This is a genomic window from Acinetobacter sp. M5A5_2a (assembly GCF_053345265.1).
This window is the reverse complement of the sequence record NZ_JBKEZV010000012.1, coordinates 144660-158397: the sequence shown is the minus strand read 5'-3', so window position 1 is coordinate 158397 and position 13738 is coordinate 144660. Positions and strand designations below refer to the sequence as shown.

Below are 13738 nucleotides of genomic sequence, written 5' to 3'. Positions count from 1 at the left end.
TAGAATTAGTGAACAACTCTAATGATTTTGTGGCTTTGTTCATTCACAAGGACATAATTTCCATTCACTTTGTACCATTTTTGGTAGCGACCTGGTTTAGTTAATTTTTGATGTTGACGGTAGTCAATCACGTAACGTGAGTGTTGATATTCACGGGGTACAACCTGACCTGCTCGCCAAACATTACGATGGTCGTCTTTTTTAATCACTTTAACTGTTTTTACTTCATGGTTTTGGTAATTGCCATGGTGATTATGATCGTTAGGTGCTGCCATTGCTGTTGTTGCAACTAAACCACTGAGTGAAAGAACAATTGCTGTTGTTAGTTTTTTCATTGTAAACCTCGAATGATGAATTAAATTTCAATAACTAAAGATTAGTGAACAATTACAGATAAATCGTGGAGGCTACGAAGAATAAATGTGAAAACTAACGATGAAATAAGAAGAAATTAAGAAAATACGAAATGTAAGACTATAAAAAATCTTTTTATTTTTAAAATATATAAGCAATAAAAAAGGATAAAACCATGTGGCTTTATCCTTCTTGATCAGCGATAGCGAGGTTCTATCGCGTTAAAAACCACGAATACTAACAATACTATTAGAATCAGTGTCGACTAAAATATAGTCATTATTGATTTTATACCATTGTTGGTTTCGGTCTGGTTTCGGCAAGTTACTGTCTTTATAGTCGACTTTGTAGCCATTACCACGATAGTGCTGTGGCATGACATAGCCCGGCTGCCAGCGATGCTGTTTAAGCCTTTCAAAACCACGTTCTTCGCGCATACGGCGTTCGTCACGGACACGATCGTCATCATGATCACGTCCAAATCCTGGCCCACGATCGTTCCATTCACCGCGTGGTCCTCCACCTTTAGGACCTTTGGGGCCATGGCCTCGGTCAAAAGGAGGATCAGCAAAGCTCGCCATACTTGTAGTGAGTACGGCTATGGAAAGGGTTAAGATTGTGAACAACTTTTTCATGATGCATCCTCGTTTACATCTGATGTCTCTCATGTTGAATACTCTACGCGCAAAATGCAGAGAAACTGTGAAGATCATTTAATGGTTCAATTAAAATTACGGATAGATCAAGAGTTTTTATCAATAATAAAAAAGGCTTGTATATATCTTTTCAGGTATAGGCAAGCCAGATTTGATGATCGGCTGTAATTTTCTTTAGCTTTTCATCTTTAACATTTTAATCCTGTGCATCGATACTTTGACCATTGAGCGCCAAGCTGTCTTCACCCATTAAATAGAGATAAGCAGGCAAGATCGACTCTGGTGTAAGTAGTGTTTTCGGATCTTCTTGTGGGTAGGCTTTAGCACGCATTGCGGTACGTGTCGCGCCTGGATTAATGCAGTTAAAGCGGATATTTGGATAAGTATTCTCCGCTGCAAAAATTTTGCTGACCGCTTCAATTGCAATTTTGGAGACAGAATATGCGCCCCATAAAGCACGTGCTTCGCGACCTACGCCAGAGCTAGTAAATACAACAGAGGCATTTTCTGATTTCTGCAAAAGTGGTAATAGTGCTTGAGTCAAAGCAAAAGGGGCGCGCAAATTAACAGCCATGACATCATCCCAAGTTTCGGTTGGATAATGTGCTAGTTCTACGCGCTCACCTAAAATACCCGCATTATGTAAAATACCGTCTAGGCGTCCAAACTGCTTTTCGAGCGTATCGACTAAAAAGTCATAATCACGGTCAGAAGCGCTCGAAAGCTGTAATGGTAAAATTGCTGGTTGCGGTGCACCTAGACTTTCAATTTCATCATAAATAACTTCAAGTTTATTTAAGGTTCTACCATGCAGTACAACGGTTGCGCCATGTAGGGCATAAGTCAGAGCTGCAGCTCGCCCAATTCCATCGCCAGCACCAGTAATTAAAATAATTCGATCTTTGAGTAGATCTGGACGAGGTTGGTATTCTGAATATTTCATTGGTAAACCTCCTTCTTTTTATATTGATAAAACGAATAACTGTTAAAAAAGCCTATAAAACTCTTATGTTAACTTATCATACGCTGATTTTCCTGTAGAGCAGGAAGCTTTTGACGTAACATATCGTGTAATTCTGTCACCGTATTTACAATCGAATCGGCCTGCCATGCAGCGAGATCATCACGATGTTCGATTGGTAAATAGCCATATGCAGCCAAAATAGTATACATATTGGCATATCGACCAGCATCAATATCACGTGGGTGGTCGCCCACATAAATAATTTCATTTGCTGGGATATTTAACTGTTTAGCCGCCAAATACATTGGTTCAGGGTCCGGTTTGGTTTTACTGACATCCTCAGGACATACCAAAACCGCGCAGCGTTCAGTCAGATTTAACTTCTCTAAGAGAGACTCGCTTAAACCACGAGGTTTATTGGTCACAATACCCCACGGAATTTCTTTAGCTTCTAAAGCTTCTAGAAGCGGATACATGCCTTCAAACAGGTCTGTATCGACCACAATGTTATTGCCGTAAATGTCTAAAAAGTTTTGGCGATGTGCCAAGAAAATCGGATTGGTCACATCCAGCTCTGGATAGACCAATTTAACCATCGCACGAGCGCCTTCAGAAACCTGAGTACGAATTAGGTCGGCATCAACAACCGGACGTCTTTCATCACGGCACATTTGCTGAATAATACGAATGAAGTCGGCAGCCGTATCGATAAGAGTACCGTCTAAATCAAATAAAACAGCTTTCATCATGCACCTGTGTTTATTGTGTGAACCATATAATTAACGTCGACATTTGGCGCTAACCAGTAATGCTTGGTAAGCGGATTGTAGTGCAGTCCAGTCATTTCTTTTAAGGTAAGGCCTGCATTACGAATGTCATGTGCCATTTCAGATGGGCGAATAAATTTATGATAATCATGTGTACCTTTTGGCAACATGCGTAGTACGTATTCTGCACCAATAATGGCAAATAAATAAGATTTTGGGTTGCGGTTAATAGTTGAGAAGAACACATGGCCGCCCGGTTTAACCAAAGCCTGACAAGCTCTTACAATAGATGCAGGATCTGGAACGTGTTCCATCATTTCCATGCACGTCACCACATCGTATTGACCTGCTTGTTCTTGTGCTAATTCTTCTACAGGAATTTGGCGATATTCAATATTTTGAACATTGTCTTGTTGAGCATGCAAACGGCCTACAGCTAGCGGTGCTTCACCCATATCAATACCGAGTACATCTGCTCCACGACGTGCCATGCTCTCAGTCAAAATACCGCCACCACAGCCGACATCAAGTACTTTTTTACCAGCAAGTCCGCCTACGCGTTCATCAATCCAATTTAAACGTAGTGGATTAATTTGATGAAGTGGGCGAAATTCAGAATGTTGATCCCACCATTTGGCAGCAAGTGCTTCAAACTTTGCGATTTCTTGTAAATCAACATTCAATTGCGACATGGTGCTACCTCTAAACTTGAGTTATCTTTTTGGATGTAGTTCGCCGTTAGTGTAGCGATTATTGGGAAAAAAGCGATAAACCCAATAAAAAACTTCACAGAAGCAAAACGAATTTAGCATATTTGTTTTATATTTAGGGCATAAGCTAATGCATAACAACTTAGAGGAAAAGCTGTAGCAATGAAAAAATTGGTTTTGGGTGGTTTGAGTGCAGCAATTATGGCCGTATCGGGTAGTGCAATGGCAGCAGATTTTGTTGCTGGTAAAGACTACACCGTGATTGCCAATCCAGGCAAAGTGGAAGTTCCGGGGAAAATCGAAGTTCGAGAGTTCTTTTGGTATGGATGTCCACACTGTTTTAAACTTGAACCGCATATGCAAACGTGGTTAAAACAGATTCCTAAAGATGTACGTTTTGTACGTACACCAGCTGCAATGAATAAAATGTGGGAACAAGGGGCGCGTACATATTATACATCTGAGGCATTAGGTGTACGTAAACGCACGCATTTACCATTATTCCATGCGATTCAAGTAAATGGTCAGCAAATTTTTGATCAGGCATCTGCTGCGAAGTTCTTTACTCGTTATGGCGTGCCTGAACAGAAATTTAATAGCACTTACAACTCATTTGCTGTGACTGCAAAAGTTGCTGAGTCAAATAAACTTGCTCAACAGTACCAATTAACAGGTGTTCCTGCGGTTGTAGTTAATGGTAAATATGTTGTGCAGGGTGAAGATGGTAAAGTCACTCAAGTTCTTAATTATTTAATTGAGAAAGAACGTAAAGCCAAATAAGTTGTTTAGGCTTTACTTCAAAAATGGGCTTCATCTGAAGCCCATTTTTATTCACTTAAAATTTATATCGATGTTTAATTTTTTGTTAATTATCACGAAATATTTCAATTAATTTTTTGGGTTTTCATCTTCAATTTGAAAATTTAAAACATCAAAATTAACTGTTTGGGTTGGTAGCGATAAGGCCTGATTAATATATAAATTAATTAATTTCTGGCGAGAACCAATAGAACGCTGGTAATACGTAGAATTTAAAAGTAATGATGCGCCATAAGTCAGTGACCAGATGTAAGACAAATAATCACGAATCGACATATCATAATTTAATGATTTTAAATAATTTTCCGTAATATCTTTAATAGCTAAAATGCGCTGTTGGCGGATTTCATAAAGTTCTTCGAAAAGATGCTTCAACTTAGACTCTGTCATCGTCAGATTTTCTTCAAGTTGATGCAATAGAATCGTTTTTCCAGGCGTAAGCAAATGGTGAAGCATGTAATGAGGAGCATACTCTTTGAAATCTGTATTATATTTTTTAGAAATTTCTAAAATTTGCTTTTCATTTTGAATAATTAACTCAAGTAGAAGCTCATTTTTGCTTCTAAAATGCTTATAAAGTGTGCCTTTAGCAATATCCAGCTCGGCCACTAACTCATCTAGAGTAATTTCCTGATTGTTTTCTAGTAACAATTTTTCTGCCACGCTTAGAATTTTTTCTTTGCGCATCAAAAACTGTGTATGACGATCAAGATTCATAGGTATTCCCACACCAGTTTGGCCTAACTAATAATTTACTTCCTGTAAAAAGAAAAAGACTTTTCTCGAAATTTTTAGCCTTTTTCTTTCTCTCTTTACGTATTACCACATAACCCGTTTTTTGTCATTTGCCGCTTTTACCGTTCCCAGTTTGCAATCCCTCTAAAGAGTAAGCGAACTTGTGTAGAGGCATTTTCGATAAAGGCTGTTTGTTGCTGTTTGAGCTGCTCATCTTGATATTGTTTAGATAGGTTGAGCCACGTCATTGCCCATGTAAATGACATGTTGGTCAAAATAGTAGACAAGACATTTAAGTCTTGAGGTTGTTGAATATGTTTGAAATTTTCGAGTTTGGTGAGATCTGTAGTCAAATCTTCAATCAGAAATTCGATTTCTCGTGCAATTGCTGCACGAACTGTTTCTGAACCTCCCCAACGTTCAGAAATCATAAATTGCCACTGCTTAGGGCTATGATTTACCGCCTGAACAAATAGCTCAATGCTGGTCTGAGTTTTAGTAGATTTATGTTGTAAATAACTTTGGCCTAATTGATGTAAAACACTTTTTAAGTGTAGTGCGACTTGATCAACCAGTTCTTTACCAAGTTCATCCATGTCTTGAAAATGACGATAAAAAGCTGTTGGTACCAAACCAACTTCACGTGCAACTTCACGCAAACTGATACTACTGAACGAACGCCCAGACGTGCTCAGATGCAAGGCTGCATCGAGGAGTGCCTGACGACTTTGCTGTTTTCGTTCATCCCGTATCGACATTAAAAGAACCTATTTAAACCGTGAGCCAGAGTCTAACAAAAAAGAGCAAACTTTCATAAAAAAAATAGTGAACAAGTGTTGACTGAGTGAACGGTTATAAATATAGTGTACATATGTTCACTATACGAACATGTGTTCACTCAAATAAATAGCCAGATACAAAAGAGGAACGTATGAACGCAACAATTAGTTATCAGCCACATTTGGTTCGAGAAGATTTCGTTGATTTTGTTTTGCAGAAAATTAACGTGACTTGGGCTTGGAAACGCGTACTTGCAGAAGTTACCGCAGTTCAGTCTCTTCATACCGATATGGTGCTTATCAAGCTAAAACCGAATCGTAATTTTAAATTCGATCAGGTATGTGCTGGACAAAGTATTTTATTAACTCTACTTATAGATGGGGTTTACCACCAGCGTAGTTATTCAATTATTGAAGTAACGAATGAAGGTGAAATCTCTTTAGGTATTAAAGTACAGGGCTTAGTGTCTAGTGCAGCTCAACTCTTACATGTTGGAGAGTGCATTGAAATTTCACAGCCACAAGGTGATTTTACTTTGCACCAAGGCCAGCAACCTGCGATTTTAATTGCGTCAGGTAGTGGCATTACTGCAATTTATTCACTTTTGCAACAAGCTTTGAAACAGCAGCTTGAACAGATTCATGTCATTTACTTTAATCGCGCAGAAATTTTTCATGCTGAATTAAAAGCTTTGGCAGAAAAGCATCCAGAGCTTCAATATCATTTTTTTAATACCACTGAGCAAAAGCAGCATTTAGATGCGAAATTGTTGACGAAATTGGTCCCGAACTTTAAAGACCTACAAATGTATGCATGTGGTCATCACGGCATGATGCGTCAGGCACAAGATATTTATAAGCAACATGATGTGTTGGAAAACTTCCATCAAGAGTTTTTCATGCCTGTTCAAATCGAACAGTCTAATGAAGCACAACCAATCATATTTCGTCGTTCGCAACAAAACTTTCTTGCCACGACAACGTTATTAAGCAGTGCAGAGCAAGCTGGCTTACGTCCACAGCATGGTTGCCGTATGGGTGTATGCAACCAATGTACGTGTACCAAAGTCAGTGGTGTCACCCAGAATATATTAACAGGTGAAATTGACGATCAACCAAATCGTGCAATTAAGTTATGCGTGAACCAAGCCCTTAGCCCAGTCACGATTGATCTATAAAAACAAACATAAAAGAGATTTGAGGATACCCTTATGAATATGGCAGTGGAACTTAAAGCAACATCAAAATCGGCACATTTAACCCCAGAGCAAACAGAAGCTTTTGGTCGCCGTATTGAAGAAATTCGTCTTGAAGTGATGAAAGATCTCGGTGAAAAAGATTCAAAATATATTTACAAAGTACGTAATTTTGTACGCTACACCGAAATTGCATCACGTGGCATGTTGATGTTTGGTGGTTGGATTCCACCAGTATGGTTGTTGGGTACGGCTATGCTAGGCGTATCTAAAATCGTTGAAAACATGGAACTCGGTCATAATGTGATGCATGGTCAGTTTGACTGGTTAAATGATCCAACGCTTAACGGTGCAACCTATGACTGGGATACGGTGTGTACGGGTGAAGACTGGAAATATACTCATAACTATAAGCACCATACCTATACCAATGTGTTTGGCATGGATCATGATATTAGCGGTTATGGTGTGATGCGCATGAGTCGTGAGCAAAAGTGGGAACCTCGTTTTTTATTCAACGTGCCAATGGGCTTTGTATTGTCAACGGGTTTTGAATGGCTACTGGCTTTGCAACGTCTAGAGATGGAAAAGGTGTTGTTTGATGGCACCAAAACTTGGAAAGAAGTGTATGTAGAATCTAAAAATCTACGTAAAAAAATGGTACGTCAGTTTGGTAAAGATTATGTGCTATTCCCACTAATTGCAGGACCAATGTTCTTGCCAGTATTGGCTGGTAACTTTTTTGCTAACTTGATCCGTAACTACTGGGCATCGACCGTGATTTATTGTGGTCATTTCACAGAAGACTCTGAAATTATCACTGACAATATTGATAATGAAACTAAAGCAGAGTGGTACTTGCGTCAGATTCGTGGTTCAGCAAACTTTACTGGCGGTAAAATCATGCATTTCTTGAGTGGTAACTTGAGTCATCAAATCGAACATCACTTGTTTCCTGATGTACCTGCCAACCGCTATCAAGAGATGGCACCTAAAGTACGTGAAGTTTGTGCAGAGTTCGGTCAACAGTACAATACCGCGCCCTTTGGATCTCAAATTTTGAGTGTGTATAAACGTCTGGCTGTTCACTCTTTGCCTGACAATGTGGTTGATCATTTAGTGGCGACCAAGCGGACCTTTGTTGAGGCGGTAAAAGGCATGTTTGGCAAAACTGCTTAATAAAGATAGAGCATTGTTTAAGGTATTCCAAATAGCTCCTTTTAAGGGGCTATTTTTATTTTTGAGTCATTAAAAGTGCAGACTTACATTTGAAAGTAGGGAATAAACTCAACCTGTCAAAATCCTTTGCTATACTATGCCCAGATTTGTATTTAAGAGAAGTTAGGAAGGATTATGCGTATTGACCAACGTGAATTAGACCAGTTACGTGAAGTAAAAATCACACGTAACTATACCCGTTACGCAGAAGGTTCAGTTCTGGTTGAGTTTGGTCACACCAAAGTCCTTTGTACTGCAAGTATCGATAATTCGGTTCCACGGTTTTTAAAAGGAAAAGGACAGGGCTGGGTCACTGCTGAATATGGCATGTTACCGCGCTCAACACACTCACGTTGTGACCGTGAAGCAGCGCGTGGTAAACAGTCGGGCCGGACACAGGAAATCCAACGTCTGATTGGTCGTAGCTTACGTGCTATGGTCGATTTGAAAAAGCTTGGCGAAAACACGATTACCATCGACTGTGATGTGATTCAGGCAGATGGTGGTACACGTACTGCATCAATTACTGGTGCGGCTGTAGCATTGGTTGATGCTATGAATGTTTTATTGTCTCAAAAGAAAATTAAGCATGATCCGCTTAAAGGATTAGTTGCTGCAATTTCTGTGGGTATGTATCAAGATGAAGTACTACTTGATCTTTGCTATGAAGAAGACTCGAACTGTCAAACTGACTTAAACGTGGTGATGACTCAAGCAGGTGAATTCATTGAAATTCAAGGTACTGCTGAAGACAAACCGTTTACTCGCGCACAAAGCAATGCCATGTTAGAAATGGCTGAAAAAGGAATTGCCGAGCTCGTTAAAAAGCAACAAGAAGCTTTAGGCTGGTAATTTTACACTTTCCAAAAAGCGCATCTTCGGATGCGTTTTTTTATGCCTTCATCAAATCGACATAAAAACATCACTTGCCTGTCACTTTTACGCTTTATTAGTAGTTCGCATTTAAACCGTTTGGAAAAAACCGATGCGAAAACTTTCACTTTTATTAATTACATCTTTAGCACTTATGCTCAGTGCTTGTAACGATGATAACGACTCAGACAATTCATCGCCAACAACACCGCCGACCAGTAATTGCAAAATGCACTGTGCACCATAATAAGAACTCAGGATAGAACTAATGAATCGTCGCGAATTTCTTTTAAATTCTACAAAAACCATGTTTGGGACAGCTGCTTTAGCGAGTTTCCCGCTTAGTATTCAAAAAGCCTTAGCTATTGATGCCAAAGTTGAAACTGGAACTATTCAAGATGTTAAACACATCGTGATTCTGACTCAGGAAAACCGTTCTTTCGATAATTACTTCGGAACACTAAAAGGCGTGCGTGGTTTTGGAGACCGCTTTACCATTCCAATGACCGAAGGCCGAAAGGTTTGGGAACAATATGATGCTAAGAAAAATAAAATATTGCCTTACCATTTGGATAGCCGCTTAGGAAATGCACAGCGCGTTTCAGGTACGCCTCATTCATGGTCGGATGGTCAAGCCGCTTGGGACAATGGTCGTATGAGTGATTGGGTAGCGCATAAAAAGCCGCAATCGATGGGGTACTACAAAAAACAGGAAGTGGAATATCAGTTTGCATTAGCCAATGCTTTTACCATTTGTGACGCTTACCACTGTGCGATGCATGCAGGTACCAATCCAAACCGTAAATTTATCTGGACTGGAACGAATGGCCCTACAGGTGCAGGTGTTGCCAGTGTTGTAAATGAGTTTGATGGTATTGGTCCTTCAAATGAGGGTTATGAATGGACGACTTATCCTGAGCGCTTACAACAGGCTGGCGTTAGCTGGAAAATCTATCAAAATATGCCGGATAACTTTACCGACAATCCTCTAGCTGGTTTCAAACAGTACCGCCGTGCAAATGAGCAGTCAGGGCAACCTGTAAGTAATGATGTTCTCGTTTGTCCTGCATACGATGAAAAAATCGATGCAACACAGCCGCTTTATAAGGGTATTGCTAACACCATGCCGGACGGTGGTTTTTTAGGAACTTTTAAAGCAGATATCGCTCAAGGTAAATTACCGCAAGTAAGCTGGTTGGTTGCTCCTGCAACTTACAGTGAACATCCAGGACCATCTAGCCCTGTACAGGGTGCTTGGTATATTCAGGAAGTATTAAATGCTTTAACTGAAAACCCTCAAGTTTGGAGTCAGACGGTTTTATTAGTGAACTTTGATGAGAATGATGGCTTCTTTGATCATATTCCTTCACCAAGTGCACCTTCTAAAGATGAAAAAGGTGTAGTTCAGGGGAAAACGACTTTAAGTGATCAACAAGTGTCTTATGAGTACTTTACTCATCCAGCAGTCGCTACAGCAAAATCTCAACCTGCAACAGATGGACGTGTTTATGGACCGGGTGTACGCGTTCCAATGTATGTGATTTCACCATGGAGTCGTGGGGGATGGGTGAATTCACAAGTCTTTGACCATACTTCTATTTTACAGTTCTTAGAAAAACGTTTTGGTGTGCAAGAGCCAAATATTAGTCCATACCGCCGTGCTGTGTGTGGTGATTTAACTACAGCTTTTGATTTTAAAACACCGAACCTTTTGCCTGTAAATGAGTTAGTTGGTAAGAAAACAAAAGCAGAAGCCGATGCTATTCGTGTTGCTCAAGCTTTATTGCCACAAGTTCCGGTTCCAAGCCAACAACAATTTGCACAGCAGGAAATGGGCATTAGACCTTCACGTGCTTTACCTTATATTTTGCATACCAGTGCTAAAGTCGATGCAACACAAAAGACTGTAAAACTGATGTTCTCAAATACAGGCAAGCAGGCAGCGGTTTTCCATGTGTATAACCGATTAGATCTTACAGTGATTCCACGTCGTTACATGGTTGAGGCAGGTAAACAGTTAGATGATGTCTGGAATGCTACAAATGGGCAGTACGATTTATGGGTACTTGGACCAAATGGTTTCCATCGTGCGTTTAAAGGTAATTTGAGTCAAGTTAATCAGACTCAAGCATTGCCGGAAATTAGAGTGTGTGTGGAAGAATGTGATGCGAATTTGTATTTAAAAGTGCGTCATGATGGTAGTAAGTCAGTCAAGCTGACAGTCAAGGCAAATGCTTATCTTGTAAATAAGATATGGAATATAGAAACCGATCATTCTGAAAAAGAACTGGTTTGGGATATGTCTGAATTTGGTGGTTGGTACGACTTCACTGTGACATTAGCTGATGATGCTACTTTTAGCCGTCGCTTTGCTGGCCGTATAGAAACTCAAGAAGATTCAATTTCTGATCCATATATGGGTTATTTAGTGTAATGGATGAGTGATTAAGCTGAAGTTTTGGGTTAATAATTTATTTTAAATTAGCTAGCACGACGGAGCTTTATCGTTTATTCATCCAGTGGAAGTAGCTAATTCGTTACTTTGGTTTTGCCCAAAGTGAGGTACGTAACAAAGATTAATTAATCTTTGTTACGTACCGAAAGACAAAGACAGGCTTAAAACATTCTTGCGCTTCGACAAAGCTATAATCGCTTTGTCTTGCTCAGGTTGTAGATGACATCTCGCACAATCTAATGTTGGGAAATATAAATGAAGAGAGGTAATATCTTGTTGTGTAGATGAATAATGAAAATAAAGACTTACCTTTTGTAACAGAATCTCCTAAGCCTCGTCATATTTATCTTTTACCTTGAAACCCTGATTTTTTTAAAGTAATGGGGAAAATTTATGCTACAAGGTTTTATTGTATTATTAGCGGTAGTTACATTTGTTTTAATGGCTGCCGACCCACGTGATAGTGGGGCGCAAGCGACTCAGTCAGCATGGCAGAAAACGCAAGCAGCAGACATGACCAAGTCGCAAAAAAATACTAATAACGATGTGGACTTTATTTAAGCATTAAAACGCATTGATAAATCAACAGCTCTAACGTCTTTAGTCAGTACACCCATAGAAATGTAGTCAACACCTGTGGTGGCAACTTCGCGTAAGTTTTCAATGGTGATATTACCCGATGCCTCTAACTTACAACGTCCTGCAACATGTTTTACAGCATCAATCATTTGCTGTTGACTAAAGTTGTCTAGCATTACAATGTCTGCACCAGCTTCAAGTGCTTGGTTTAGTTCATCCCAAGTTTCAACTTCGACTTCAACAGGTTTACCCGGTGCAATTTGATGGGCTTTGGTAATTGCCTGAGTAATACCACCAGCCGCCATAATATGGTTTTCTTTAATTAAGAAAGCGTCAAATAAACCTAGACGATGGTTTTGACCACCACCGATAGCTACAGCATATTTTTGTGCAATGCGTAAGCCCGGTAAGGTTTTGCGTGTATCGAGAAGTTTTGTGTTTAAACCTTCAAGCTGTTGAACATATTCAGCTGTTTTTGTTGCAACCGCAGATAAAGTTTGAATAAAGTTTAAAGCAGGGCGCTCTACAGTAAGTAAGCTACGCGCAGAACCAGCAAGCTTTAAAAAGGCTTCATTTGCAGCAACACGCTCACCTTCTTGTTTAAGCCAAGTCACTTGAACGGTGTTGTCATAAGCTGAGATGAGTGCATTGACCCAAGGCTGTCCAGCTAAAACCATATCTTCACGGCTAATAATAGTCGCAGTGGCTTGCTCATCTTCGGGTGTGAGCATAGCGGTAATGTCACCGTCCCCAATATCTTCTTGTAATGCTTGTTGAATATTGATTTGAATTGATTGTTCAAGCAAAGACTGAGGTATGCTCATACGGTTTCCATTTTGTCGATGACCCTAAAACTTGCGATATATTAGCACCGTCGACTTTAAAAATAAGCTGTTTTATGAGATTAATCGCGATAAACAATCGCATTTACTACTTTGAAAAGTAGATAACTGTTTTAAACTAAAACAATTGGCAAGCAATTTATTGGCATCTCAATGAAGCAAATTACACCGTATGAAGTTATAGATGGGCAATTAAAAGGGGCGAGACAAATCCCTTCTCCAAATTTTAACCAGCGTCCGACTGGTACCGAAATTCAAATGATTGTGGTTCATAATATTAGCTTGCCGCCGTCTCAATTTGGAGGCGGGTATATTGAGCAGTTTTTTCAAAACAAGTTAGATTGGTCAGTCCATCCTTATTTTCAGACCATTGAGGGGATGAAGGTTTCTACGCATTTGCTGATTTTACGTAGTGGGGAGGTCCTACAGTTTGTTAATTTTAACGATCGGGCATGGCATGCAGGGCGTTCGAGTTATTTAGCCAAAGTAGAATGCAATGATTATTCAATTGGTATAGAGCTTGAAGGGAGTGATGATTTGCCCTTTGAAGAAGTACAATACAATGTATTAACCGACGTCGTTACTGCCATTCGTCAGGCTTATCCTGAAATTAAAAACCATATTGCAGGACATTCAGATGTTGCACCCGGCCGAAAAACTGATCCGGGACCTTATTTTAAATGGCAGCACTTTAGACAATTGTTGGGTCAGAAAAAAACTTGAGTTTGTTCATCATTTCACAACGAAAAGATTTTCTAGTTTCATTACAATAGCGTCTTTCGAATATAGCT

16 protein-coding genes are annotated in these 13738 nt (G+C 39.6%); 8 read left to right on the top strand and 8 right to left on the bottom strand.

What is annotated here, in order from left to right; translation table 11 throughout:
- Positions 1–5: 5 nt before the first annotated feature.
- The 5 genes from ACLBWE_RS16515 to ubiG all read right to left on the bottom strand — a co-directional run bounded on the left by ACLBWE_RS16515 (position 6) and on the right by ubiG (position 3433).
- Positions 6–335: an RcnB family protein gene (locus ACLBWE_RS16515; protein ID WP_004640333.1), complete on the bottom strand. Its 330-nt coding sequence runs from the start codon at positions 333–335 to the stop codon at positions 6–8.
- 240 nt (positions 336–575) lie between these two features.
- Positions 576–989, bottom strand: a complete 414-nt coding sequence (locus ACLBWE_RS16510; protein ID WP_045437335.1) for an RcnB family protein — start codon at positions 987–989, stop codon at positions 576–578.
- Between the two features lie 217 nt (positions 990–1206).
- Positions 1207–1953 carry a YciK family oxidoreductase gene (locus ACLBWE_RS16505; protein WP_447604032.1) on the bottom strand — a complete coding sequence of 249 codons (747 nt, stop codon included), beginning with the start codon at positions 1951–1953 and terminating at the stop codon, positions 1207–1209.
- A gap of 68 nt (positions 1954–2021) precedes the next feature.
- Positions 2022–2723 carry an HAD family hydrolase gene (locus ACLBWE_RS16500; RefSeq protein WP_080758634.1) on the bottom strand — a complete coding sequence of 234 codons (702 nt, stop codon included), beginning with the start codon at positions 2721–2723 and terminating at the stop codon, positions 2022–2024.
- Positions 2720–3433, bottom strand: a complete 714-nt coding sequence (gene ubiG, locus ACLBWE_RS16495) for a bifunctional 2-polyprenyl-6-hydroxyphenol methylase/3-demethylubiquinol 3-O-methyltransferase UbiG (RefSeq protein ID WP_447604031.1) — start codon at positions 3431–3433, stop codon at positions 2720–2722. The genes ACLBWE_RS16500 and ubiG overlap by 4 nt, the downstream gene beginning before the upstream one ends.
- Before the next feature lie 180 nt (positions 3434–3613).
- On the opposite strand from ubiG, the gene ACLBWE_RS16490 reads away from it, so the two are divergent.
- Positions 3614–4231 (top strand): thiol:disulfide interchange protein DsbA/DsbL, encoded by a 618-nt coding sequence (locus ACLBWE_RS16490; RefSeq protein ID WP_002120747.1) that lies wholly within the window; start codon positions 3614–3616, stop codon positions 4229–4231.
- Between the two features lie 108 nt (positions 4232–4339).
- On the opposite strand, the gene ACLBWE_RS16485 is transcribed toward ACLBWE_RS16490, so the two are convergent.
- Both ACLBWE_RS16485 and ACLBWE_RS16480 read right to left on the bottom strand, forming a co-directional pair.
- On the bottom strand, positions 4340–4987 hold the full coding sequence (locus tag ACLBWE_RS16485; protein WP_005037677.1) for a TetR/AcrR family transcriptional regulator: 648 nt from the start codon (positions 4985–4987) through the stop codon (positions 4340–4342).
- Positions 4988–5124: 137 nt separating this feature from the next.
- Positions 5125–5763 (bottom strand): TetR family transcriptional regulator, encoded by a 639-nt coding sequence (locus tag ACLBWE_RS16480; protein ID WP_003655781.1) that lies wholly within the window; start codon positions 5761–5763, stop codon positions 5125–5127.
- 173 nt (positions 5764–5936) lie between these two features.
- Between ACLBWE_RS16480 and ACLBWE_RS16475 the strand changes: the two genes are divergently transcribed.
- From ACLBWE_RS16475 to ACLBWE_RS16450, 6 genes are all read left to right on the top strand, one after another.
- Positions 5937–6962, top strand: a complete 1026-nt coding sequence (locus ACLBWE_RS16475) for a ferredoxin reductase (protein WP_447604030.1) — start codon at positions 5937–5939, stop codon at positions 6960–6962.
- 33 nt (positions 6963–6995) lie between these two features.
- Positions 6996–8159 carry a fatty acid desaturase family protein gene (locus ACLBWE_RS16470; RefSeq protein WP_447604029.1) on the top strand — a complete coding sequence of 388 codons (1164 nt, stop codon included), beginning with the start codon at positions 6996–6998 and terminating at the stop codon, positions 8157–8159.
- A gap of 174 nt (positions 8160–8333) precedes the next feature.
- On the top strand, positions 8334–9050 hold the full coding sequence (rph, locus tag ACLBWE_RS16465; RefSeq protein ID WP_005037670.1) for a ribonuclease PH: 717 nt from the start codon (positions 8334–8336) through the stop codon (positions 9048–9050).
- Between the two features lie 133 nt (positions 9051–9183).
- The gene (locus ACLBWE_RS16460; protein WP_255787789.1) at positions 9184–9318 is read left to right on the top strand and encodes a hypothetical protein; all 135 of its coding nucleotides are present in this window, start codon (positions 9184–9186) and stop codon (positions 9316–9318) included.
- Between the two features lie 21 nt (positions 9319–9339).
- Positions 9340–11505: a phosphocholine-specific phospholipase C gene (locus ACLBWE_RS16455; RefSeq protein WP_447604028.1), complete on the top strand. Its 2166-nt coding sequence runs from the start codon at positions 9340–9342 to the stop codon at positions 11503–11505.
- A gap of 414 nt (positions 11506–11919) precedes the next feature.
- Complete coding sequence (locus ACLBWE_RS16450) at positions 11920–12087, top strand: ABZJ_00068 family colistin stress protein (protein WP_005049256.1); 168 nt, start codon at positions 11920–11922, stop codon at positions 12085–12087.
- Here the strand turns inward: ACLBWE_RS16450 and nadC are convergent.
- Positions 12084–12929 carry a carboxylating nicotinate-nucleotide diphosphorylase gene (gene nadC / locus ACLBWE_RS16445; RefSeq protein WP_447604027.1) on the bottom strand — a complete coding sequence of 282 codons (846 nt, stop codon included), beginning with the start codon at positions 12927–12929 and terminating at the stop codon, positions 12084–12086. The two genes, ACLBWE_RS16450 and nadC, sit on opposite strands and share 4 nt — an antisense overlap.
- A 171-nt stretch (positions 12930–13100) precedes the next feature.
- On the opposite strand from nadC, the gene ampD reads away from it, so the two are divergent.
- On the top strand, positions 13101–13670 hold the full coding sequence (ampD, locus tag ACLBWE_RS16440) for a 1,6-anhydro-N-acetylmuramyl-L-alanine amidase AmpD (protein WP_348951025.1): 570 nt from the start codon (positions 13101–13103) through the stop codon (positions 13668–13670).
- Positions 13671–13738: the final 68 nt, after the last annotated feature.